Source organism: Streptococcus sp. 1449 (assembly GCF_013276805.1).
GTDB lineage: Bacteria > Bacillota > Bacilli > Lactobacillales > Streptococcaceae > Streptococcus > Streptococcus pseudopneumoniae.
Genome location: NZ_VMLS01000003.1, coordinates 24,038 through 46,405, shown reverse-complemented (window position 1 = coordinate 46,405; position 22,368 = coordinate 24,038). Strand labels below are relative to the sequence as shown.

Annotated in this window: 24 protein-coding genes and 1 tRNA gene; 21 read left to right on the top strand and 4 right to left on the bottom strand. The window is 38.8% G+C overall.

Annotated elements, in window-relative coordinates; translation table 11 throughout:
• The first annotated feature begins 48 nt into the window (after window positions 1–48).
• The gene (locus HT687_RS00865; RefSeq protein ID WP_023935659.1) at window positions 49–780 is read left to right on the top strand and encodes a hypothetical protein; all 732 of its coding nucleotides are present in this window, start codon (window positions 49–51) and stop codon (window positions 778–780) included.
• Between the two features lie 14 nt (window positions 781–794).
• On the top strand, window positions 795–1,946 hold the full coding sequence (locus HT687_RS00860; RefSeq protein ID WP_000481761.1) for an XRE family transcriptional regulator: 1,152 nt from the start codon (window positions 795–797) through the stop codon (window positions 1,944–1,946).
• A gap of 51 nt (window positions 1,947–1,997) precedes the next feature.
• Here the strand turns inward: HT687_RS00860 and HT687_RS00855 are convergent, their stop codons facing one another.
• A complete protein-coding gene (locus HT687_RS00855) occupies window positions 1,998–2,657 on the bottom strand; it encodes an A24 family peptidase (protein WP_000565602.1) in 660 nt (219 codons plus the stop codon).
• Window positions 2,658–2,726: 69 nt separating this feature from the next.
• Between HT687_RS00855 and HT687_RS00850 the strand changes: the two genes are divergently transcribed.
• The 6 genes from HT687_RS00850 to HT687_RS00825 all read left to right on the top strand — a co-directional run bounded on the left by HT687_RS00850 (window position 2,727) and on the right by HT687_RS00825 (window position 9,310).
• Window positions 2,727–3,182 (top strand): GNAT family N-acetyltransferase, encoded by a 456-nt coding sequence (locus HT687_RS00850; RefSeq protein ID WP_023935660.1) that lies wholly within the window; start codon window positions 2,727–2,729, stop codon window positions 3,180–3,182.
• Between the two features lie 180 nt (window positions 3,183–3,362).
• The gene (locus HT687_RS00845) at window positions 3,363–4,352 is read left to right on the top strand and encodes a LacI family DNA-binding transcriptional regulator (RefSeq protein WP_164496827.1); all 990 of its coding nucleotides are present in this window, start codon (window positions 3,363–3,365) and stop codon (window positions 4,350–4,352) included.
• A 166-nt stretch (window positions 4,353–4,518) separates the two neighbouring features.
• Window positions 4,519–5,436: a sugar ABC transporter permease gene (locus HT687_RS00840; protein WP_172924038.1), complete on the top strand. Its 918-nt coding sequence runs from the start codon at window positions 4,519–4,521 to the stop codon at window positions 5,434–5,436.
• A gap of 10 nt (window positions 5,437–5,446) precedes the next feature.
• Window positions 5,447–6,337, top strand: a complete 891-nt coding sequence (locus HT687_RS00835) for a carbohydrate ABC transporter permease (RefSeq protein ID WP_050306002.1) — start codon at window positions 5,447–5,449, stop codon at window positions 6,335–6,337.
• 27 nt (window positions 6,338–6,364) lie between these two features.
• Window positions 6,365–7,981 (top strand): ABC transporter substrate-binding protein, encoded by a 1,617-nt coding sequence (locus HT687_RS00830; protein WP_054387993.1) that lies wholly within the window; start codon window positions 6,365–6,367, stop codon window positions 7,979–7,981.
• Between the two features lie 9 nt (window positions 7,982–7,990).
• On the top strand, window positions 7,991–9,310 hold the full coding sequence (locus HT687_RS00825) for a glycoside hydrolase family 32 protein (protein ID WP_054387994.1): 1,320 nt from the start codon (window positions 7,991–7,993) through the stop codon (window positions 9,308–9,310).
• 207 nt (window positions 9,311–9,517) lie between these two features.
• Here HT687_RS00825 and HT687_RS00820 read toward each other — a convergent pair.
• Window positions 9,518–9,590 (bottom strand) — tRNA-Lys (locus tag HT687_RS00820).
• A gap of 264 nt (window positions 9,591–9,854) precedes the next feature.
• The gene (locus HT687_RS00815; RefSeq protein WP_054387995.1) at window positions 9,855–11,126 is read right to left on the bottom strand and encodes a replication-associated recombination protein A; all 1,272 of its coding nucleotides are present in this window, start codon (window positions 11,124–11,126) and stop codon (window positions 9,855–9,857) included.
• A gap of 281 nt (window positions 11,127–11,407) precedes the next feature.
• Here HT687_RS00815 and HT687_RS00810 point away from each other — a divergent pair, with 281 nt between their 5' ends.
• The 10 genes from HT687_RS00810 to pepF all read left to right on the top strand — a co-directional run bounded on the left by HT687_RS00810 (window position 11,408) and on the right by pepF (window position 18,693).
• Entirely contained in the window at window positions 11,408–11,629 is a 222-nt protein-coding gene (locus HT687_RS00810) for a hypothetical protein (protein ID WP_000425689.1), read from the top strand.
• Window positions 11,630–11,783: 154 nt separating this feature from the next.
• Entirely contained in the window at window positions 11,784–11,972 is a 189-nt protein-coding gene (locus tag HT687_RS00805; RefSeq protein ID WP_001862821.1) for a hypothetical protein, read from the top strand.
• A 135-nt stretch (window positions 11,973–12,107) separates the two neighbouring features.
• Window positions 12,108–12,287 (top strand): type II toxin-antitoxin system HicA family toxin, encoded by a 180-nt coding sequence (locus HT687_RS00800; RefSeq protein ID WP_054387996.1) that lies wholly within the window; start codon window positions 12,108–12,110, stop codon window positions 12,285–12,287.
• 36 nt (window positions 12,288–12,323) lie between these two features.
• Entirely contained in the window at window positions 12,324–12,776 is a 453-nt protein-coding gene (locus tag HT687_RS00795) for a type II toxin-antitoxin system HicB family antitoxin (protein WP_000961810.1), read from the top strand.
• 290 nt (window positions 12,777–13,066) lie between these two features.
• On the top strand, window positions 13,067–13,537 hold the full coding sequence (locus tag HT687_RS00790; protein WP_000257101.1) for a DUF3013 family protein: 471 nt from the start codon (window positions 13,067–13,069) through the stop codon (window positions 13,535–13,537).
• An 18-nt stretch (window positions 13,538–13,555) separates the two neighbouring features.
• Window positions 13,556–14,644 carry a site-2 protease family protein gene (locus HT687_RS00785; RefSeq protein ID WP_000719722.1) on the top strand — a complete coding sequence of 363 codons (1,089 nt, stop codon included), beginning with the start codon at window positions 13,556–13,558 and terminating at the stop codon, window positions 14,642–14,644.
• On the top strand, window positions 14,625–15,053 hold the full coding sequence (locus tag HT687_RS00780) for an NUDIX hydrolase (protein ID WP_172924037.1): 429 nt from the start codon (window positions 14,625–14,627) through the stop codon (window positions 15,051–15,053). The genes HT687_RS00785 and HT687_RS00780 overlap by 20 nt, the downstream gene beginning before the upstream one ends.
• Before the next feature lie 137 nt (window positions 15,054–15,190).
• Window positions 15,191–16,141 (top strand): 50S ribosomal protein L11 methyltransferase, encoded by a 951-nt coding sequence (gene prmA / locus HT687_RS00775; RefSeq protein WP_000451162.1) that lies wholly within the window; start codon window positions 15,191–15,193, stop codon window positions 16,139–16,141.
• Between the two features lies 1 nt (window position 16,142).
• Window positions 16,143–16,886, top strand: a complete 744-nt coding sequence (locus HT687_RS00770; protein WP_172924036.1) for a 16S rRNA (uracil(1498)-N(3))-methyltransferase — start codon at window positions 16,143–16,145, stop codon at window positions 16,884–16,886.
• 10 nt (window positions 16,887–16,896) lie between these two features.
• Window positions 16,897–18,693 (top strand): oligoendopeptidase F, encoded by a 1,797-nt coding sequence (gene pepF / locus HT687_RS00765; protein WP_138704708.1) that lies wholly within the window; start codon window positions 16,897–16,899, stop codon window positions 18,691–18,693.
• A gap of 60 nt (window positions 18,694–18,753) precedes the next feature.
• Here the strand turns inward: pepF and HT687_RS00760 are convergent, their stop codons facing one another.
• Window positions 18,754–19,431 (bottom strand): metalloregulator ArsR/SmtB family transcription factor, encoded by a 678-nt coding sequence (locus tag HT687_RS00760; RefSeq protein ID WP_000433071.1) that lies wholly within the window; start codon window positions 19,429–19,431, stop codon window positions 18,754–18,756.
• Window positions 19,432–19,698: 267 nt separating this feature from the next.
• Between HT687_RS00760 and HT687_RS00755 the strand changes: the two genes are divergently transcribed.
• Genes HT687_RS00755 through HT687_RS00745 form a run of 3 tightly spaced genes read left to right on the top strand, consistent with a single transcriptional unit; the run spans window position 19,699 to window position 22,308 of the window.
• Window positions 19,699–20,811 (top strand): ThiF family adenylyltransferase, encoded by a 1,113-nt coding sequence (locus HT687_RS00755; protein WP_016399294.1) that lies wholly within the window; start codon window positions 19,699–19,701, stop codon window positions 20,809–20,811.
• Window positions 20,781–21,551 carry an ABC transporter ATP-binding protein gene (locus tag HT687_RS00750; protein ID WP_000966495.1) on the top strand — a complete coding sequence of 257 codons (771 nt, stop codon included), beginning with the start codon at window positions 20,781–20,783 and terminating at the stop codon, window positions 21,549–21,551. The genes HT687_RS00755 and HT687_RS00750 overlap by 31 nt, the downstream gene beginning before the upstream one ends.
• Window positions 21,544–22,308, top strand: coding sequence for an ABC transporter permease (locus HT687_RS00745; protein WP_000475592.1), 765 nt, complete (start codon window positions 21,544–21,546; stop codon window positions 22,306–22,308). Before HT687_RS00750 ends, HT687_RS00745 begins: the two co-directional genes overlap by 8 nt.
• Window positions 22,309–22,368: the final 60 nt, after the last annotated feature.

Here is a 22,368-nt window from a genome sequence, read left to right as displayed (position 1 = left end):
TAAGAAAATGATATAATTCATTAAAAAGTATTCGGAGGAGGAAGAATTATGTTAAATCAGGATCTCTTTGATTCGCTCAAGGCACAAAAAATTGTAGATACTTTGATGAAAGGTCAAAAAGATTATGTCGATGAACGTCTAGAAAAAAGAGAGACAATGATAGTGTCGAATGGTTATGCATGGACGCGACCTAATCATATTGATACTGCATTTGCATCAGCAGATTTGTTTGAGTATAAATTACAATTAGCAGGACAGACTTGGGGATATTTAGAATTTGAAACAAATACAGAAAAATATGGGAAAGTATTGTTAATTATAAAGGGTAAGAAGCGACTTACGAACCAATTTCCTTTGGTACAAAAAAATAAGAGTGGCTACTTATTTGAATATGCTCAGATGAATACACTTTATCTTAATCAACATTCTTCCTACAAAAATGATGAAGATAGTCATTCCTTTCCAATTCAGATGGAGTTAGTTTCTGATGAAATGATTCAAGAAATTGAACAAGCTACCAAAAATTCGAATATCGAAAAATTTATGATTTTAACTTATGAGGCAGACTCAGAAAACAATATTATATCTGTAGATGTTGTTATGCCTGATGCACGAACTGGTCAGTTACACTTGATTCAAGATTTGTCTGAGTATATTCAATCAAGTTCGTACCATTTCGAAGAAGCTAAATATCAAGATATTCCTAATTTTTCAGAATTATCGGAAACAGAAGATTTTGAAATTATTCCAAGAATAGAAAAACAAGAAGGTCAAAAGTAGTAAGGAGTATGTAAATGTTTAATGGTCGGGTATTGAAAGAATTACGGCTGTTAAATGGTTTAAGTAGAGCAGAATTGGCTCAGAGAATTAATTTAACGGAACAAGCCATTTGGCAGTTTGAGTCCAACGAAACGAAACCTAAATTATCAACCAAAATGCATTTGGCTAACCAATTTCATGTTGATTTAACTTATTTTGAACAGGAAGAGGAGAGCATTCGATTTGATTCTTCTGTAATTGCCTTTAGAAATGCAGACCTAGCAACACGGAAAACAATAGATATTCAAACTATGTATTTACATAAGGTAGATAGTTTGATTGATTATTTTGAAAGTTTTGTAATTATACCTAATATTACAATTCATGACCTAAGTAATGTAGTGAGTGAATCTTATCATAAGGGAAAATCCATTGAGGAATTGGCTCTTTATGCCAGGGAAAAATTAGGTATTTCAAAAGATAATCATGATTTGCTTTATAAATTAGAACGTTCAGGCATCTATATCGTGGAACGATTAATTAATGGTCAAGCTGATGCTTATAGCGCATGGTCAAAATTGGGAAGACCTTACATTGTGTTGGGAACGAATAAATCATCTGTACGTCGAAATTTTGACTTAGCTCATGAGCTAGGACATATTCTTTTACACAAATATAAAGATATGAATGAAGATGGCGATCGTTTGGAGCAAGAAGCAAATTATTTTGCATCATGTTTTTTATTGCCAAAAGAAGAGTTTTTAGTCAAATTTGAAGAGAGGGTTGGCAAGCGTGTCAGCAATCCTGATAGTTATATTTTATTGAAGTCGGATTTGAATGTTTCGATACAGGCTTTAGAGTATCGAGCTTTTAAGTTAGGATTATTGACTCCAAAGCAACATTCTTACTTTTATCGTCAAATTGCGCAAAAAGGTTACAAAATGATAGAACCTCTGGATGATCAAATTTTTGTTAAAAAACCAAGCAAAGTAAAGAGTATTCTGGACGTCGTTTTGAGTAATCATCTAGTCAGTCTAGCGACTATAATGTCTAAACAAAGTATTCGTTTACAGTTTATAAGCGAAATATTTTCAGTCGAAATGAAATTTTTTGATCAGTATCAAGAAGATAAAAGAACAGATCGATTTGATAACATCATTCCTTTGTACAAAAGAAATAATTTATAATTCAACTGTGAAATAATTTCATGAAGGACATATGGCAGAAATTGGACTTTATCAAACAAGCAGTAGCTTACCAAAAATAATCACACAAGCAGCGAGTAAGAGGAAAGGCACGAAAGGAAGTCTTTCCTTTTTCTTTTGCAGGAGAAAGGCTAGAATCCCCGTTGCAGAAGCAAACTGAATCAAGATGAGCAATTCTGTTGCGCTAAAGACGAGAGCGCAAGAAGCTAAAAAAAGGAAATCCCCTGCACCCATGCGGATATCGATAAAATGAGCCAAAATTCCAAGTATGAGGAAGGAGATCATGACCAGATTCCAGCCAGAGGAAGCTATTAGGATTAGGTGGAAAGTCATCCAGACCAGTAAGGGATATTCCTGATGGCGAAAGTCGTAGATGCCCAAGGTCAAACCAGCAGTGATTAGGATGACTTGACTCAAGGAAAGTAATTCCCAAGAGTAAAGCAGAAAGAGGAGTCCTAAGCCTAGTTCAAAGAGGGCATACCAGACAGGATAGCGGACCTTGCAGTAGCGACAGCAAAAGCGATTGAAGACCTGTGAGAGAATCGGAATCAAATCTAAGGGACGCAAGCGAGTCTGACAGGAATCGCAGTGACTGGCTGGACTGATAATGGATTGCTCTGGAAAACGGTCAATGACCAAACCAAGAAAGGAAGCGAGAATACTCCCGACAAGAAAAAAATAAATATCAATCATACTTATCTATTCGTAAAAAATAGGAGAAGTAGTATAATGGAGAGACATAGATAAGATGGTGAGGTCAAGATGATAATTCGTTTTGAAGAAAAGGTGAGCACAGAAAACGCTCAGCTCGTATGCCAATGGTCCAACTCCCTTGGCAAATCCTTTCAAGAACAATGGATGGGACCAAGGATTCCTTTTCCACTGACCCTTCAAGCCTTGCAAGACTTGGAAGGAGTCTTTTCAATCTTTGATGGACACGAGTTTGTCGGGCTTATCCAGAAAATCAGGCTAGAAGACAGCAATCTTCATATTGGAAGATTCTTTATCAACCCCCAGAAACAGGGGCAGGGCTTAGGTAGGCAGGCTTTAAGGAAATTTGTTAGTTTGGCCTTTGAAAATGAAGATATAGACAGTATTTCTTTAAATGTCCTCGAAGCAAATCAAAGAGCTCAGAATCTTTACCAAAAAGAAGGATTTGAAATCGTTCAAATGGTTGAAGCACCTGTACGGAAATACGTTATGAAAAAGGGGAGATAGGAAGAAACAAAGTCTTTTCCTGTGGTAGGTAGATTCCTATATATGAAATTGAAGGGATTTTAGGAAGCCAATTGGAGTGATTTTATCCATGATGGTAAAAAGGGTCTGGACAAAAATGATTGAGAAATAGTTGCTAAAAAAGCGTTTGCATGATACTATATATTGAAAGGAGGTGATAAGATGGTAGAACAAAGAAAATCAATTACCATGAAAGATGTTGCTTTAGAAGCAGGAGTTAGTGTTGGAACAGTTTCACGTGTAATTAATAAAGAAAAAGGCATTAAAGAAGTAACCTTGAAAAAAGTGGAACGAGCAATTAAAACCTTGAATTACATTCCAGATTACTACGCTCGAGGAATGAAAAAAAATCGAACAGAAACGATTGCAATCATTGTACCAAGTATCTGGCATCCCTTTTTTTCAGAATTTGCTATGCATGTGGAAAATGAAGTCTATAAGAGGAATAATAAATTACTCTTATGTTCTATAAATGGTACAAATAGAGAGCAAGACTATCTGGAGATGTTGCGTCATAATAAAGTTGATGGAGTGGTTGCCATTACCTATAGTCCAATTGAACATTACCTGTCGTCAGGAATTCCCTTTGTCAGTATTGACCGTACATACTCAGATATTGCAATTCCTTGTGTTTCATCAGATAATGATGCAGGTGGAAGAGAAGCAGCTAAACAATTAATTAGTAAAGGATGTCAGCACTTAGCCTTTGTGGGTGGACATAATACAACCATTAATGAAACCAAACGTCGTAGAATTTCATTTGAAAAGTATGTCCAAGAGCATAAAATACCTCTTAGTATTTTTGATTTGGATGAGACAGTTACTGACTATCATGGAAAGCTAGAGAGTTTCTTGGAAGAAAATCCTTCTATAGATGGAATTTTTACAATTAACGACTTTGCAGCTTTAGATGTTATTGATATACTAGAAAAAAATGGCAAACGTATTCCTCATGATGTCCAAATTATTGGATACGATGGAATTAAAATGGCTGGAGATAGAAATTATCTACTTTCAACAATTGAGCAACCCCTGGAGGAAATGGCTAGAGAAGCTGTACGAATCCTATTTGATATCATAGAAGGAAAGGCTGTTAATTTGCAGACAATCCTACCAGTAAAATTTGTTGAAGGAAAAACAACAAAAAAATGAAAATAAGTCTTGACAGAAAGCGCTATCAATGATAGAATGAATTCAGATAAAAAAGATTTATTTTTTTAGAACAAAAATGAAACGTTTCAAAAAAAGAAATAAATAGACAGCGCCAAGCGCTATCTTTTCTAGGAAAAAATGAAACGTTTCAAAAAAGGAGGTTGCTATGAATAGCAAAGCGAAGCAAGTTTCTCTTTGGGAAAGAATCAAGAAACAAAAACTCTTGTTATTGATGACTGTCCCTGGTTTAGTTTTAACCTTTATCTTTAAATACATTCCTATGTACGGGGTTTTAATCGCATTTAAAGATTACAATCCCTTAAAAGGAATTTTAGGGAGTGATTGGATTGGTTTTTCTGAGTTTACAAAATTCATATCCTCTCCCAACTTTGGTATCTTGTTAGCCAATACTTTAAAATTAAGTATCTATGGTTTATTGCTTGGCTTTTTACCACCAATCATTCTTGCTATTATGCTCAATCAACTCTTGAGTGAAAAAGTCAAAAAACGAATTCAGCTCATTTTATACGCACCAAACTTTATCTCAGTCGTTGTTATCGTTGGTATGATTTTCCTTTTCTTTTCAGTGGGAGGGCCAATCAACAATTTTCTCTCTATGTTTGGAATAAAGGCTGACTTCTTGACAAATCCAGACTTCTTTAGACCTTTATACATCTTTAGTGGTATCTGGCAAGGAATGGGCTGGTCTTCAACGCTCTACACAGCAACATTAGTAAATGTAGATCCAGCTTTAGTAGAAGCATCCCGACTGGATGGAGCCAATATCTTCCAACGAATCTGGCACATTGATATTCCAGCTCTTAAGCCTATTATGGTTATCCAATTTGTTTTAGCTGCAGGTGGAATTATGAATGTCGGATATGAAAAAGCATTCTTAATGCAGACATCGTTGAACTTGCCAACTTCTGAAATTATCTCTACATATGTCTATAAAGTTGGTCTTGTATCAGGAGACTATTCTTACTCAACAGCGGTTGGTTTGTTTAATGCAGTGATTAACGTAGTATTGCTTGTTGCAGTTAACCAAATCGTTAAACGCATGAATAATGGTGAAGGAATTTAAGGAGGGAAGCATGAAAAATTCGATTATGGATACAAAATTTGATAGACGTATCTTACTCTTAAATAAAATCATTATTGTCTTTATCGTTTTGATGACTTTGCTTCCTTTACTTTATATCGTCGTAGCATCCTTTATGGATCCTAAAGTTCTGGTTAGTAGAGGGATTAGCTTTAATCCAGCCGATTGGACGGTAGAAGGTTACCAGCGTGTATTCAGTGACCAATCTATTCTAAGAGGTTTTATCAATTCTCTACTATACTCTTTTGGCTTTGCGGCTTTAACAGTATTGCTATCTGTGTTTACAGCTTATCCTCTTTCTAAGAAAGACTTGGTTGGACGTCGTTGGATTAACTACTTCTTGATTGTAACCATGTTCTTTGGTGGTGGTTTAGTCCCAACTTACTTGCTGGTAAAAGATTTGGGCATGCTGAATACTCCATGGGCTATCATTGTTCCAGGTGCTGTCAATGTTTGGAATATTATTCTTGCTAGGGCTTATTTCCAAGGATTGCCTGAAGAATTAGTTGAAGCAGCGGTCATTGATGGTGCAAATGATTTACAGATTTTCTTCAAAATCATGCTTCCTCTTGCAAAACCAATTATGTTTGTTCTCTTCCTCTATGCTTTTGTAGGACAGTGGAACTCATACTTTGATGCAATGATTTATATCAAGGATCCAAACTTGGAACCATTGCAACTAGTACTTCGTAAAATTCTCATTCAGAGCCAACCAGGTCAAGACATGATTGGAGCACAAGCGGCTATGAATGAAATGAAACGTTTAGCTGAATTGATTAAATACGCAACTATTGTCATTTCCAGCTTGCCATTGATTGTTATGTATCCATTCTTCCAAAAATACTTTGATAAAGGAATTATGGCTGGTTCACTTAAAGGATAAAAAAGAAAAAATAAAAGGAGATTTCTCATGAAATTCAAAACATTCTCAAAATCAGCAGTTTTGTTGACAGCTAGTTTAGCAGTACTTGCAGCCTGTGGCTCAAAAAATACAGCTTCAAGTCCAGATTATAAGTTGGAAGGTGTAACATTCCCGCTTCAAGAAAAGAAAACATTGAAGTTTATGACAGCCAGTTCACCGTTAGCACCCAAAGACCCAAATGAAAAATTGATTTTACAACGTTTGGAGAAGGAAACTGGCGTTCATATTGACTGGACCAACTACCAATCCGACTTTGCAGAAAAACGTAACTTGGATATTTCTAGTGGTGATTTACCAGATGCTATCCACAACGACGGAGCTTCAGATGTGGACTTGATGAACTGGGCTAAAAAAGGTGTTATTATTCCAGTTGAAGATTTGATTGATAAATACATGCCAAATCTTAAGAAAATTTTGGATGAGAAACCAGAGTACAAGGCCTTGATGACAGCACCTGATGGGCACATTTACTCATTCCCATGGATTGAAGAGCTTGGAGATGGTAAAGAGTCTATTCACAGCGTCAACGATATGGCTTGGATTAACAAAGATTGGCTTAAGAAACTTGGTCTTGAAATGCCAAAAACTACTGATGATTTGATTAAAGTCCTAGAAGCTTTCAAAAACGGGGATCCAAATGGAAATGGAGAGGCTGATGAAATTCCATTTTCATTTATTAGTGGTAACGGAAACGAAGATTTTAAATTCCTATTTGCTGCATTTGGTATAGGGGATAACGATGATCATTTAGTAGTAGGAAATGATGGCAAAGTTGATTTCACAGCAGATAATGATAACTATAAAGAAGGTGTCAAATTTATCCGTCAATTGCAAGAAAAAGGCTTGATTGATAAAGAAGCTTTCGAACATGATTGGAATAGTTACATTGCTAAAGGTCATGATCAGAAATTTGGTGTTTACTTTACATGGGATAAGAGTAATGTTACTGGAAGTAATGAAAGTTATGATGTTTTACCAGTACTTGCTGGACCAAGTGGTCAAAAACACGTAGCTCGTACAAACGGTATGGGATTTGCACGTGACAAGATGGTTATTACCAGTGTAAACAAAAACCTAGAATTGACAGCTAAATGGATTGATGCACAATACGCTCCACTCCAATCTGTGCAAAATAACTGGGGAACTTACGGAGATGACAAACAACAAAACATCTTTGAATTGGATCAAGCGTCAAATAGTCTAAAACACTTACCACTAAACGGAACTGCACCAGCAGAACTTCGTCAAAAGACTGAAGTAGGAGGACCACTAGCTATCCTAGATTCATACTATGGTAAAGTAACAACCATGCCTGATGATGCCAAATGGCGTTTGGATCTTATCAAAGAATATTATGTTCCTTACATGAGCAATGACAATAACTATCCAAGAGTCTTTATGACACAGGAAGATTTGGACAAAATTGCCCATATCGAAGCAGATATGAATGACTATATCTACCGTAAACGTGCTGAATGGATTGTAAATGGCAATATTGATACTGAGTGGGATGATTACAAGAAAGAACTTGAAAAATACGGACTTTCTGATTACCTCGCTATTAAACAAAAATACTACGACCAATACCAAGCAAACAAAAACTAGAGGTTGATTATGGGAGATAAGAAATACACAGTAGAAAAAGCCAATCGTTTTATAGCAGAAAATAAACATCTCGTTAATACTCAATATAAGCCTGAAGAACATTTTTCAGCTGAGATTGGTTGGATCAATGATCCAAATGGATTTGTCTATTTTCGTGGAGAATACCATCTCTTTTATCAATTCTATCCATATGATAGTGTTTGGGGACCTATGCACTGGGGACATGCTAAAAGTAAGGACTTGGTGACTTGGGAGCACTTGCCAGTGGCACTTGCTCCTGACCAAGACTACGACAGCAATGGTTGCTTCTCAGGCTCTGCAATTGTCAAAGACGATCGCCTCTGGCTCATGTATACTGGAAACATCGAAGAAGAAACCGGTGTTCGTCAAGTGCAAAATATAGCATTTTCAGACGATGGGATTCACTTTGAAAAGATTGAACAAAATCCAGTTGCAACTGGAGCAGACTTGCCAGATGAGTTGATTGCTGCTGATTTCCGTGATCCAAAACTCTTTGAAAAAGATGGACGCTATTACTCCGTAGTAGCTGCTAAACACAAGGATAACGTGGGCTGTATCGTTCTACTAGGGTCCGATAACCTAGTAGAATGGCAGTTCGAATCCATCTTTTTAAAAGGGATAGAACACCAAGGCTTCATGTGGGAATGCCCAGATTACTTTGAGTTAGATGGGAAGGATTGCCTTATTATGTCACCCATGCGTTATCAGCGTGAGGGAGACTCATATCATAACATCAATTCATCGGTTTTGTTCACGGGTAAGGTAGATTGGGAAGAAAAACTTTTTATTCCAGAATCAGTTCAAGAAATTGACCATGGCCAAGACTTCTATGCGCCTCAAACATTGTTGGACGATCAAAATCATCGTATCCTGATTGCTTGGATGCAGACATGGGGGCGTACCCTTCCAACCCATGACCAAGAACACAAATGGGCTGGTGTCATGACTTTACCTAGAATTCTAAGATTGGAAGATGGCAAACTAAGACAATTCCCTGTTAAAAAAGGCCAATATCAAATCCAAATAGATAAAGATTGTCATTTCCACTTAGGAAATGATACAGATTATCTTGAATTTGGTTATGACAGTAATGCGCAGCAAGTTTACATTGATCGTAGCCATCTTGTTCAAAAAATTCTAGGTGAAGAAGAACAGGACACTAGTCGACGGTATGTAGATATTGAAGCTAAAGAATTGGAAGTTGTTCTAGATAAAAATTCCATCGAGATTTTTGTCAATCAAGGTGAAGCAAGCTTGACTGCAACTTATTACTTAACGGTGCCAGCTGAGCTATCACGAATTGATTAAAAATTAAGTTATTTCTCCTAAAGAAAAAGTTCTCTTTCTAAAATAGTGGAAAGAGGACTTTTTGTGTTTTGGGTATATAAGCTTAGTTTATGGTATTTGTAAAATTGGTGTTGGATTATGATTTAAGCTAGTTTTCTAAAGAATTTGAAAAAAATTTTATTTAAGCAAAAAAACCTTGGTTCCAAGACTTTTCCTGTTGTATTTATATGCCTCCTACAGGGATCGAACCTGTGACCCACGGATTAAGAGTCCGCTGCTCTGCCAGCTGAGCTAAGGAGGCAAAGAAAAAAGCTGTATTGGTGCCGAAACTTCACGGTTTGTATTGAACCCGCGCAATTAAGCAGGTGGGCAACTCGCTCTAACTGAAGCTGTTTCCGTGTGAGACGGCCTACATGCTGTTAGAAGACTTTTGTTTCCCTAATAATACAAAAAATAGTCGGTCAACACTTAAGTGTGAAGTCGTACACCACAGCGTTTCTATACTTATATGATACCACTTTTTCAAAAAAAATCAAGAGGAAAGTGCAATTTTTTGAAAAGGATTTCAGATTTTTCGCAAACGGTCGATAGCTTCCTTTCTTTGAGCCAAGGCCCGTTCATATTTACCAGTATCTTCTGCTTGGAAATAGTGATGATTACGAATTTTTTCTGGCAGATAGTCTTGCTTGACCCAATTTCCAGGATAGTTGTGTGGATAGAGATAGTCTTGGGCATTGCCAAGTTCCTTGCTTCCACTGTAGTGCCCATCACGCAGGTGTCGCGGAATAGGCAAGTGCCCTGATGTTTTGAGGTCAGCAAGTGCCTTATCCATAGCTACATAGGCTGAGTTGGATTTTGGAGAAAGGGCCAAATCAATCACGACATTGGCAATGAGAATGCGGGCTTCTGGGAATCCAATCCTTTGTGCAGCATCCAGAGCAGTCACGGTATGAATCTGGGCTTCAGGGTTGGCCAAACCGATATCTTCATAGGCGATAACGGTCAAGCGTCGAGCGAGACTTGGCAAATCACCAGCCTCAATCAAGCGGGCAGCATAGTGGAGACTAGCATCCACATCCGAGCCACGGATAGACTTTTGCAGGGCTGAGAGGACATCGTAGTGTCCATCCCCATCTTTGTCCATAGTAATATAACTCCGCTGCAGGCTATTTTCCATGATATCAAGGGTGATATGGCGAATGCCCTCGTCATTCTCAGGGGTAGAGAGAATAGCCAGGTCCAGCGAGTTAAAGGTAGAGCGCAGGTCTCCGTTTGTAGAGGTTGCGATGAAATCCAGCACATCCTCATCTAGTTCTACTGGAAAATCAAAACCACGCTCAGGGTTACTTAGAGCTATCTGCAGGGCCTCTTTGACGTCTTGGTTAGACAGAGGTTCTAACTCAAAAATTTGAACTCGGCTACGGATGGCAGGAGTGACCGAGAAGAAAGGATTTTCAGTCGTAGCGCCAATCATGATGACCAGTCCGCTTTCCAAGAGAGGCAAGAGGAAGTCCTGCTTGGTTTTATCTAGTCTATGAATCTCGTCTAGTAATAGGACGAGACCACCAGAGAATTTAGCCTCTTCCGCAATTTCTTGCAGTCGCTTTTTACTATCAACTGTCGCATTGAAAGTTCGAAAGGCATACTTGGTCGTTCCAGCGATGGCAGAGGCAATACTGGTTTTGCCGATTCCCGGAGGGCCATATAGAATCATGGAGGACAGGCGGTTGGCTTCCACCATGCGGCGGATGATTTTTCCAGGTCCGACCAGATGCTCCTGACCGATGACCTGGTCGATGGTTTTAGGGCGCATGCGAAGCGCGAGATTGTCTGGCATAGCAGTCCTTTCTAGCGTGGATTTGAGTAGAATGACTCATCTACTATATCCATTCTAGCCTATTAGTTGTGATATTTCAATGGTTTTGTAATAATCAGGGAGTGAGATAGAATCTTTTTTACTATTTAATTTAATGAGGAGAGGTATCAGCATGAGAGATTTGATTTTCTTTAAAGCTCAAAATAGGATAGTTGAGCCTAAAGAAGTGGAAGTGCTGACTTGAGAAATAATATTGCTGAATGTCATTGTATGAACTATAATGAAAAGAGAGGTGATAAGCAATGGAAATGATGGAACTACCAAGTCAGGAAATTTTGATTTTTACAAAACAAATTCGTCATTGGATTCTTAGTGATCAAGTTATTTCAGGGAAAAGAAAACTTTTCTTCCGAGAAGATACTCCAAAAGAGATTTTAGATTTGTACGAAAACATTAAATCTAAACTTGATTTTGCTTACCAAGAAGTTCATTCTAATAATGGGTTGAAAAAATATGAAAAATAGAATAATTGATGTTTTTGAAGTAGTAAATCGCCTCCTTGTAATAACTGTTGAAAATCCTGATTTTGAATACTTGAGAGTTAATCATACTCAATGAAAATCAAAGAGCAAACTAGGAAACTAGCCGCAGGCTGTACTTGAGTACGGTAAGGCGACGTTGACGTGGTTTGAAGAGATTTTCGAAGAGTATCAGTTTGTAAAAATTGGAGATAAAAAATATAGAGTACGCAGTGTTCCTATGATTCATTCAACTCCGCCTCAATCTGTCTTAGATCGAGATACTTTTACAATTGACTATACAGATGATGAATTGCTCGATAAAGAAGCAGTTTTTACTACTCATTAGAAAATAGGTATGAATAAATTGGCTTCCCTTAGAACCACATCTAGGGGCTTTTATGTATAATAGAATAATAAGTATCACTCCTTTACAATACGTGTAACACGTGTTATAATGGTGTTGTCAGGAGGTAAAAGCGCTATGCCTATGACACAAAAAGAGATGGTTAAACTCCTTACGGTCCATGGTTGGATAAAGACTAGAGGCGGTAAAGGTTCCCATATTAAAATGGAAAAGCAAGGGGAAAGACCTATCACAATCCCTCATGGTGAGCTGAATAAGTACACTGAAAGAGGGATAAGAAAGCAAGCTGGGTTGTAAAATTCAGTCCCTGCTTTTTGATATGGAGGTAGTGAAATGTTAGTTACGTATCCAGCTTTATTTTATTATGACGACACAGACGGAACAGAAGCGACTTATTTTGTCCATTTCCCAGATTTTGAATACTCAGCTACACAAGGAGAGGGGATTTCTGAGGCTTTGGCTATGGGGTCGGAGTGGCTAGGGATAACTGTTGCAGATTTGATAGAGAGTGATGGAGAGTTACCTCAGCCATCAGATATCAATAGCTTGTCTTTAATTGATAATGATCCTTTTAAAGATGATGAAGATTTCGTGTCAACCTATGACCTTGATAAATCTTTTATTTCTATGGTATCTGTTGATGTATCAGAATACCTAGGAAGTCAGGAACCCATTAAAAAGACTTTGACCATACCAAAATGGGCAGATAAGTTGGGACGAGAAATGGGACTTAACTTTTCTCAGACTTTGACAGACGCTATTGCAGATAAGAAAGTTCAAGCCTAAGATTAAGCGTGGTATCGTGGTAATAGTCAATAAAAAAGCACGTCCACTTGTGCTAGTTACTCGCCTATTGATTTTATAGATTTATTAGCCCTTTCGCGGGCTTTTTATATTGATTTTTATGAGAAATGAAGAAATCAGACTTTTAAGAAAATCACTGATACCAAGGGTTTAAATGAGGTAATATGGTATAATTAGGACATAAAATAATTTTGTGGTAAGATGGTAGTATCTATTTTAGCATATTTCCGAGCAATCGGGGCGATTAAAGAGTCGCATAGAAAGAGGACAAAATGGCAACATACGGATTTTTAGATGTTTTAGAGGAAGAGTTGGACAAGAACTTTCCCTTTGACTTTGAGATTAGCTGGGACAAACGCAACCATGCGGTAGAAGTGAGTTTTCTATTGGAAGCGCAAAATGCTGCAGGTGTGGAGATGGTGGATGAAGACGGAGAGGTTTCATCAGATGACATTCTTTTTGAGGAAGCGGTCCTTTTCTACAATCCTGCCAAGTCAACAGTCAATGAGGAAGACTATTTGACTGTTATTCCTTACCTGCCTAAAAAAGGATTTTCCCGTGAATTTTTAGCTTATTTTGCCCTTTTCCTTAAAGATACTGCTGAGGTTGGGCTAGATACCCTCATGGACTTTTTGGAAGATCCAGAAGCAGAGGAATTTGTTATGGAATGGAATCAAGAAGTCTTTGAAGAAGGAAAAGTTGGCTTGGAAGAGGGAGAATTTTATCCTTATCCAAGATACTAGGAGTTGGTTGGAGGTGTTATGAAGAAAATTGGGACTTATTTGGTTTATGTGCTAGCTGTTGTCTTTATTATGCTAGCTTTTGCTTGTGGAACAATCGCATTTGCAGAGTTGGGGTATTCCGCAGTTTTAGCCTTTACTTTTGGTTATGCCTTCGCTCTTCTAAGCATGTATTTAATCTTTATTCTTCATGAACTGGGTCATGCTTTTTGTGGCTACTTGACAGGCTATCGGCTGGTGGCTTTTGGATTAGGACATTTTATTTTGACCAAAAAGTCAGGCAGGTTTCATCTTAGTAGAACAGCCATTCTGAAAAATGTTGGTGCTCAATACATTGGTTTAAAAGAGGATGAAAGCGATCAAAGAATCATCCTGATGCTTTCAGGAGGCTTGATGGTTCATCTCGGCTTGATATTATTGGCGATAGTGTTTGGATTTTTGACAAGAAGCTGGTATTTTGCAGGGACTTGGATTTTTCTTAATTTATCTTTCTTCCTAAATAACATTTTGCCAGTCGACATCACCGATGGAGCAAAAATTTGGGAATTACTACAACACCCTGAAAATACCAAATACGCCTACCTGGTATTGAGACATTCTGCTCAAACTTTGCTTGCTCCTCAAGAATATGATTTGAAAGACTTTGTTCAAGCAGTTCCTGAGGATGCACGAGGGAGTTTTGCGGATGGTGTATTAGGTATGCAAGGTGAAGTTTCCATTTTGGAAGGGAAGGAAGAAGTAGCTAAACAGCAGTTTCAAGCATTACTTGAGAGGACAACTACTCCGATGATGCAGACAGTTGCCCAACTATCCCTGCTTCATATCGCCTTGTTGGAAGGAGATTTTGAGCAAGCGGAGCAATATGCTAGTATTCGACAGGTCAAATCGTTTCTGTCTCTCAAACTGTCCAATCTTCAAGTGATACAAGCCTGGTATCAATTAAAGGTGAAGAAAGATGTAGATCGAACTCGTAAGGCTCTCAAGATTGCTAGACAGAAAATGGATAGTAGTCGAATGTTGAGGGACGAGAAACGCTATTATGAAAACTTGTTAGCAGAGCTGGAAAAGGAAATGTTAGAAGGAACTGAAGATGGAACTAGAAATTTCTGATTTCCAAGGTTGCAAGATTGCCCTCTTTTGTGGGGATAAGCTACTGACGATTTTGCGTGATGACAAGGACGATATCCCTTGTCCCAACATGTGGGAGTTGCCAGGTGGTGGCCGTGAAGGGGACGAAAGCCCTTTTGAATGCGCTCGGCGTGAAGTTTATGAGGAACTGGGAATTCATTTAGATGAAGACTGTCTGCTTTGGAGCAAGATTTATCCTAGCGTAATTTTTAAAGGCAAGAAATCGGTCTTTATGGTTGGTCAGCTAAGACAAGAACAATTTGAGAATATCATCTTCGGAGATGAAGGACAGGGCTATCAGCTGATGAATGTTGAGGAATTTCTTAGTTCCAGTCAAGTTGTGCCTCAGTTGCAAGAGAGATTAAAAGATTATTTAAAAGTAAGTGATTAGAAAGGATGGTTCAGTTACATTTCTAAACTGAACCCGCCCTAAACACTGTGCCAAAAAGATAAACTTCTCTTAGACACAAACGTCTTCAGAGAGTTTCCTATTTTGGCTTTGTGTTTTACGGGCTTGGTATCTTAATAATGGAAACATGGCAAGAGTTAAAAGTTACAGTGAAGCGTGAGGGAGAGGAGTTGGTTTCCAATCTCTTGATTGAGCTGGGAGCGCAAGGGGTAGCAATTGAAGACAGCATGGACTATGTGGGAAATGTGGACCGATTCGGTGAAATTTTCCCAGAGGTGGAGCAACAGGAAGAAATCGTAGTGACCGCCTACTACCCTGAAACGGTTGATGTAGCAGCAGTTGAAGCGGATTTGCAGGCTCGTCTGGCAGAATTGACCGACTTTATGGACCTAGGAGAAGTCAAGATGGGCACGACTGCCTTGGCTGAGGAAGACTGGGCTGACAACTGGAAGAAGTATTATGAACCGGCACGCATCACTCATGACCTGACCATCGTACCGTCATGGACGGACTATGAGGCAACAGCAGGAGAAAAGATTATCAAGCTGGATCCTGGTATGGCCTTTGGGACAGGGACCCACCCAACAACCAAGATGAGCCTCTTTGCCTTGGAACAGGTTCTTCGTGGTGGCGAAACAGTGCTAGATGTAGGGACTGGTTCAGGGGTTCTTTCTATTGCAAGCTCACTCCTAGGTGCCAAGGAGATTTTCGCCTATGACTTGGATGATGTGGCGGTTCGTGTCGCTCAGGAAAATATTGAGCTCAACACTGGTATGGAAAATATCCATGTAGCAGCAGGAGACTTGCTTAAGGGAGTTGAGATTGAAGCAGATGTCATCGTGGCTAATATCTTGGCGGATATTCTCATTCATCTGACGGAGGATGCTTATCGCTTGGTAAAGGATGAAGGCTACCTCATCATGAGTGGCATTATCAAGGACAAGTGGGACATGGTGCGCGAGTCGGCTGAGTCAGCTGGATTTTTCCTTGAAACCCACATGGTTCAAGGGGAATGGAATGCCTGTGTCTTTAAGAAAACCAAGGATATTTCAGGTGTGATTGGAGGCTAGCATGCAGCAGTATTTTGTCAAGGGGAGTGCAGTCTCTCCTGTCACCATCGAGGACAAGGAAACCAGCAAGCATATGTTTCAGGTTATGCGCCTGAAAGAAGATGATGAAGTGACCTTGGTCTTTGATGATGGCATAAAACGTTTGGCGTGCGTGCTGGATGTGGAAGCCCGTCAGTTTGAGTTGGTCCAAGAATTAGCTGACAATGTGGAATTACCAATCCAAGTGACCATCGCATCTGGATTTCCCAAGGGAGACAAGCTGGAGTTCATCGCTCAAAAAGTAACCGAACTGGGTGCTAGCCAAATCTGGGCCTTTCCTGCCGACTGGTCAGTTACCAAGTGGGATGGCAAGAAATTGGATAAAAAGGTTGAAAAATTAGAAAAAATTGCCCTTGGAGCAGCAGAACAAAGCAAGCGTAATCTAGTACCGAGTGTCACACTTTTCGAGAAAAAAGCAGATTTTCTAGCTCAGCTGAACCAGTTTGACCGCGTCGTAGTAGCTTATGAAGAGTCGGCCAAAGAAGGAGAAGCCGCTGCGCTTTTACAAGCAGTTACTGGACTCGAGAAGGGAAATAAATTGCTCTTTATCTTTGGTCCAGAAGGCGGTCTCTCACCTGCAGAAATTGAGAGTTTTGAAGCTAAGGGAGCGGTTCTTGCAGGACTTGGTCCTCGTATTTTGCGAGCAGAAACAGCACCACTTTACGCTTTATCAGCCCTTAGTGTTTTATTAGAATTAGAGAAATAAGAGGAAGAAAATGGAACAAAAACACCGTTCAGAGTTTCCAGAAAAGGAACTTTGGGATTTAACAGCTCTATACCAAGACCGTGAAGATTTCTTGCGTGCAATCGAGAAGGCTCGCGAAGACATCAATCAATTTAGCCGTGATTACAAGGGTAATCTTCATACTTTTGAGGATTTTGAAAAGGCCTTTGCGGAATTGGAACAAATATACATCCAGATGAGCCATATTGGTAACTATGGTTTTATGCCGCAGACGACAGACTATAGCAATGACGAATTTGCCAATATTGCCCAAGCTGGGATGGAATTTGAAACAGCTGCCAGCGTAGTATTGACCTTTTTTGACGATGCTTTGGTAGAAGCTGATAAGGAAGTCTTGGACCGTTTGGGTGAATTACCACATTTGACCGCAGCTATTCGTCAGGCAAAAATCAAAAAAGCCCACTATCTAGGGGCTGATGTGGAAAAAGCCTTGACCAATCTCGGTGAAGTTTTCTACAGTCCGCAGGATATTTATACTAAGATGCGTGCTGGGGATTTTGAAATGGCTGACTTTGAAGCCCATGGCAAGACCTACAAAAACAGCTTTGTGACCTATGAGAATTTCTACCAAAACCATGAGGACGCTGAGGTTCGTGAAAAATCTTTCCGTTCCTTCTCAGAAGGTCTTCGTAAGCACCAAAATACGGCTGCAGCAGCCTATCTAGCCCAAGTCAAGTCTGAAAAACTATTGGCAGATATGAAGGGCTACGAATCAGTTTTTGATTATCTTCTAGCTGAGCAGGAAGTGGACCGTGCCATGTTTGACCGCCAGATTGACCTCATCATGAAGGATTTTGCACCAGTCGCTCAGAGATACCTCAAGCATGTTGCCAAGGTTAATGGTCTTGAAAAGATGACCTTTGCAGACTGGAAATTGGATTTGGATAGTGCCCTCAATCCTCAAGTGACCATTGACGACGCCTATGATTTGGTCATGAAGTCGGTAGAACCTTTGGGACAAGAATATTGTCAGGAAGTTGCTCGCTATCAAGAAGAGCGCTGGGTGGACTTTGCTGCCAATAGTGGCAAGGATTCCGGAGGTTATGCGGCGGATCCATATCGCGTGCACCCTTATGTCCTCATGAGCTGGACAGGTCGTTTGAGCGATGTCTATACTTTGATTCATGAAATCGGGCATTCTGGTCAATTCATCTTTTCAGACAATCATCAGAGTTACTTCAATGCTCACATGTCGACCTACTATGTCGAAGCGCCGTCAACTTTCAATGAATTGCTACTCAGTGACTACTTGGAGCACCAATCTGACGACCCTCGTCAAAAACGCTTCGCTCTGGCTCACCGCTTGACAGACACCTACTTCCATAACTTTATCACTCACCTTTTGGAAGCAGCCTTCCAGCGTAAGGTGTATACATTGATTGAAGAAGGGGAGACCTTTGGAGCAAGCAAACTCAACAGTATTATGAAGGAAGTTTTGACGGATTTCTGGGGAGATGCCATTGAAATTGACGATGATGCAGCTTTGACTTGGATGCGTCAAGCTCACTACTACATGGGCTTGTATAGTTACACTTACTCAGCTGGACTAGTCATCTCGACTGCTGGTTACCTTCATCTAAAAAATTCAGAAACTGGAGCTGAAGACTGGCTCAAACTTCTCAAATCAGGTGGTAGTAAGACACCACTTGAGTCAGCCATGATTATCGGAGCGGATATTTCAACAGATAAACCACTTCGTGATACCATCCAATTCTTGTCTGATACGGTTGATCAGATTATCGCCTACAGTGCCCAGTTGGGAGAGTAAGGGGAATAGAGAGGTTGTTATAGAATTGGTATGGACAGTTATTTGCTTAAAAATCTATGTTTAAATCCCCCACTCCTTTTCGAGGAATTCTTTGCCCTGCTCTGTAATGGTAAGTGAACGTGGCGTTTGTGCAGGGATGACCAATTGTTTTTCACTGAAAAATTCTAAAAGAGCATTGCCGAGAGCTCCGCCGACATGATTTTTACGTTCGCTCCAATCCAAACATTTAGGGCAAAATTTCCGTTTTTTCTTTTTCAATTCATCCGTATCAATGTGTAATTTTCTTTGGAAATAAGACTTCCCAGCTTCAGTGAGTTGGAAGTCTTTTTCTGATTCGCTGAGGAGATTTTCTTGCAAGAGATAATTGGTAATGGAAATGCCAAGCTCACCAGCAATATGGTCATAGCAGGTGCGAGCGACCTTTAATTCCTTTTTGTGAATGTGTTGTTTATAACTTTTGACATCACGCTGAGGAGAGTAGAAGCTGAGAAATTCCAGCATTTCTGCAATGGCAGCACTTTTTAAAGAATAATAATGAAAACGTCCATAGGTTTGTAGAGTGGTTACCTGTGCTTCGGTAAGTAATTTGAGGTGATAGCTGACAGTATGTTGCTTGATTTTGGTAAAGCTGGCAATTTCGTTAACCGTGTGAGCTTTTCCATCCATTAGAATATCTAAAATGTGCATCCGAGAAGGGTCTGATAAGAGTTTTGTGATGATGAAAATATCTGGTTCCATAAAAATTTTCTCCAAATTTCATATATCGATGATTTTCTATCTTTTATTATACTATAATTAAAGCACAAGATAAATAGATTTTTAAAATGTTTTACTAGAGAATATTTTAAATTTTATTGTCTGAGTTTAAATGGAGGTAAAATTACAAAAGTAATTGCAGCAGTATCCACAGTTGAAGGACGTTAATCTTAAGATTACATTCTCAACATTTTTTCAAAAGTGAATGGATTTTTCCATTCCTTTTGTCTATTTTAGGAGGAAATAGAATTGAATTTACCTAAAATTAAAGATATTCATAGTGTCCTATTTTTAAAGGATAAAATTAGATTAGGTATAGGAAAAGATTATGGTATTGAGATTGAGAATCTGGATGAGAAGTATACTCAGCTCATTAAGCTTCTCGATGGACAATACACAATCAATGAAATTTGTAGCTTAGTTGATAGCTTGTCCCCTAATGAGGTAGAAGAAAGTATTTCTTTACTAGATACACTAGGGTATTTGGAGGATAATTTTGTTACTACAACTGAATTAACTTCAGAAGAATTGGACAGATATTCCGTAAATCTTAACTTTTTTAATACTTTAGATACATTATCTTTAACAAAATATGATTATCAGTTAAAATTAAAAAAGACGCGTATTTTGCTCTTAGGTATTGGTGGTATAGGAAGTAATATCTGTCTAGCATTGGCTGAATTAGGTATAGGGCATATTACAGCAGTTGATTTTGATACGGTAGAAGCTAGTAATCTCAATAGACAAATTTTGTATTCGACATCTGATATTGGAAAAAGAAAAGTAGAGGCTGCAAAAGAGTCGCTTAGAAAGTTTAATCCTTTAATTGAATTTGAGGTACTTGATAAAGAGATAGGTTCAAAAGAGGATGTTGATGAGTTAATAAAAACTTCAAAATGTGATATCGTAGTAAATGTTGCAGATTATCCAACAGGCTATATTGATTTTTGGGTCAATGAAGCTTGTGTTCAATACAATAAATTATGTCTGTCTGCTGTGGTGGGTAAGAAAAATGGGAAAGTATATTCAATTATTCCGTATAAAGCAGCGTGCTATTACTGTCAGTTTTTAGAGGATTTGGAAAAAATTCCTGAGTATGCTGAGGAGTTGGAGACTGTTCGTACGATGACAAATTCATTGGAACTAGAGATGTTCAGAACTCCGAATGGTGCTTTAGGTCCTGCTTGTCTATTTCAAGGGTATTTTATTTCGTTTGAAATTTTAAGATATATTTTTTGGGGATACGAAGCATTGCTAACATTTAATAAAAGATTCTCAATTGACTTTATAACATTCGAACAACATTTTGATGAATTAACAAAGTATCCAACATGCTCTATTTGTGGGGGAAAGAAAGAGTGAAGAAGTTAAGTGTTAAAAATCTAAAAAAGCAATATGGTTCTTATGAAGCTGTCAAGGGAATTAGCTTTGAATTGGGAGAAGGAGAGTGTTTGGGTATCTTGGGAATCAACGGTGCTGGCAAAACATCCACTTTAAAGATGATTTACTCACTGACCTCAATTTCCTCAGGAGAGATTGATATCTTGGGGCAAAATATTGAAACCAATCGTCGTAAGAGTAAATCTTGTCTGGGTATTGTAGGGCAGGAGGATATGCTGGACATGACCTTGAATGTTTATGATAATCTTTTTGCTCACGGTCTATGTTATGGTATCTCATCTGTCGAACTTAGGAAGAGAATCGATTCTCTCTTGGATTTTGTTCAACTGAGCAAACATGCGCAAAAGATGGTGAATCAGCTGTCGGGTGGGATGCGACGACGTCTTGTCTTGGCAAGAGCTCTCATCAATCGGCCTGATATTATCATTTTAGATGAACCGACAGTTGGTTTAGACATTCAATCCCGCAATATTATTTGGGATAAACTTTTGGAGTTGAAGGAATTAGGTGTTTCTATCATTATTACTTCCCACTATATGAATGAGATTGAATATTTGACAGATAGGGTGCTGATGCTCCACCAAGGGACTATCAAAGAAGAAGGAACTGTAGAAGACTTGCTCATCAAGTATGATGCTGACAACCTTGAGACGCTTTTTTTGGGGTTGACTGGGACAGAGAAGGAGGACTTGCATGTTTAAGTTATCATTTCAGTCCATCGGACACGTTGTGGTACGCAACTACATGAGTTTTAGAAATTTATTTAAAATTTCAATTGTCCCCAACCTTATCGACCCCCTCTTTTATCTTTTAGCAATGGGATTTGGAGTTGGTGCCTATTTGACGCATGTTAACGGTATGCTCTACCGTGATTTTGTCATTACAGGTTTAATTGCTGCGACTGCCATGTCTGCGGCCACCGCAGAAACAACGGTCAATGCCTTTATCCAGTATAAGATTGAAAAGACTTATGATGCTATGTTGATGACGCCAATCAATACGAGTGATATTGTGGTGGGTCAGGCTATCTGGGCAGGTATTCGTGCAGTGATTTTCGGTGGGATTTTTTGGCTGATTTCCATGCTTATCACAGCGCATTTTCATGTCTTGATGTTATTGATTCCTCTGATTTTATTTATAGTGGGTTATTTGTTTGGTGTTTTAGGACTAATCTTTACCTACTTGGCACCGTCTAGGGAATTTCTGAATTACTACAATGTTTTGGTAATCCGTCCTCTTTATATGTTTTCAGATACCTTCTTTCCCATTACTTCCTTGCCCCCAATACTTGGTGATTTGACTTGGTTTTCTCCCTTGTATCACGCTACCCGCATGATTCGTATTATATGGGGAGGTGAGGTGACAGGTTTGTATCTTCATCTTATCTGGTTGATAGCCTTGGCGCTCTTGATAACGGTGCTTCCTATGTATATGTTACATCGTAGATATTATAGATAGTCTAATTATTTGTGATGTTGTAGTCATATTCTAATTTATACTAAACGTTATTCGAATTTG

What these genes read in the sequence shown, in the direction of transcription:
- HT687_RS00865 (WP_023935659.1), top strand. Translation starts at nt 49, where the DNA reads ATGTTAAATCAGGATCTCTTTGATTCGCTCAAGGCACAAAAAATTGTA.
- HT687_RS00860 (WP_000481761.1), top strand. Translation starts at nt 795, where the DNA reads ATGTTTAATGGTCGGGTATTGAAAGAATTACGGCTGTTAAATGGTTTA.
- HT687_RS00855 (WP_000565602.1), bottom strand. Translation starts at nt 2,657, where the DNA reads ATGATTGATATTTATTTTTTTCTTGTCGGGAGTATTCTCGCTTCCTTT.
- HT687_RS00850 (WP_023935660.1), top strand. Translation starts at nt 2,727, where the DNA reads ATGATAATTCGTTTTGAAGAAAAGGTGAGCACAGAAAACGCTCAGCTC.
- HT687_RS00845 (WP_164496827.1), top strand. Translation starts at nt 3,363, where the DNA reads ATGGTAGAACAAAGAAAATCAATTACCATGAAAGATGTTGCTTTAGAA.
- HT687_RS00840 (WP_172924038.1), top strand. Translation starts at nt 4,519, where the DNA reads ATGAATAGCAAAGCGAAGCAAGTTTCTCTTTGGGAAAGAATCAAGAAA.
- HT687_RS00835 (WP_050306002.1), top strand. Translation starts at nt 5,447, where the DNA reads ATGAAAAATTCGATTATGGATACAAAATTTGATAGACGTATCTTACTC.
- HT687_RS00830 (WP_054387993.1), top strand. Translation starts at nt 6,365, where the DNA reads ATGAAATTCAAAACATTCTCAAAATCAGCAGTTTTGTTGACAGCTAGT.
- HT687_RS00825 (WP_054387994.1), top strand. Translation starts at nt 7,991, where the DNA reads ATGGGAGATAAGAAATACACAGTAGAAAAAGCCAATCGTTTTATAGCA.
- HT687_RS00815 (WP_054387995.1), bottom strand. Translation starts at nt 11,126, where the DNA reads ATGCCAGACAATCTCGCGCTTCGCATGCGCCCTAAAACCATCGACCAG.
- HT687_RS00810 (WP_000425689.1), top strand. Translation starts at nt 11,408, where the DNA reads ATGGAAATGATGGAACTACCAAGTCAGGAAATTTTGATTTTTACAAAA.
- HT687_RS00800 (WP_054387996.1), top strand. Translation starts at nt 12,108, where the DNA reads ATGCCTATGACACAAAAAGAGATGGTTAAACTCCTTACGGTCCATGGT.
- HT687_RS00795 (WP_000961810.1), top strand. Translation starts at nt 12,324, where the DNA reads ATGTTAGTTACGTATCCAGCTTTATTTTATTATGACGACACAGACGGA.
- HT687_RS00790 (WP_000257101.1), top strand. Translation starts at nt 13,067, where the DNA reads ATGGCAACATACGGATTTTTAGATGTTTTAGAGGAAGAGTTGGACAAG.
- HT687_RS00785 (WP_000719722.1), top strand. Translation starts at nt 13,556, where the DNA reads ATGAAGAAAATTGGGACTTATTTGGTTTATGTGCTAGCTGTTGTCTTT.
- HT687_RS00780 (WP_172924037.1), top strand. Translation starts at nt 14,625, where the DNA reads ATGGAACTAGAAATTTCTGATTTCCAAGGTTGCAAGATTGCCCTCTTT.
- prmA (WP_000451162.1), top strand. Translation starts at nt 15,191, where the DNA reads ATGGAAACATGGCAAGAGTTAAAAGTTACAGTGAAGCGTGAGGGAGAG.
- HT687_RS00770 (WP_172924036.1), top strand. Translation starts at nt 16,143, where the DNA reads ATGCAGCAGTATTTTGTCAAGGGGAGTGCAGTCTCTCCTGTCACCATC.
- pepF (WP_138704708.1), top strand. Translation starts at nt 16,897, where the DNA reads ATGGAACAAAAACACCGTTCAGAGTTTCCAGAAAAGGAACTTTGGGAT.
- HT687_RS00760 (WP_000433071.1), bottom strand. Translation starts at nt 19,431, where the DNA reads ATGGAACCAGATATTTTCATCATCACAAAACTCTTATCAGACCCTTCT.
- HT687_RS00750 (WP_000966495.1), top strand. Translation starts at nt 20,781, where the DNA reads ATGCTCTATTTGTGGGGGAAAGAAAGAGTGAAGAAGTTAAGTGTTAAA.
- HT687_RS00745 (WP_000475592.1), top strand. Translation starts at nt 21,544, where the DNA reads ATGTTTAAGTTATCATTTCAGTCCATCGGACACGTTGTGGTACGCAAC.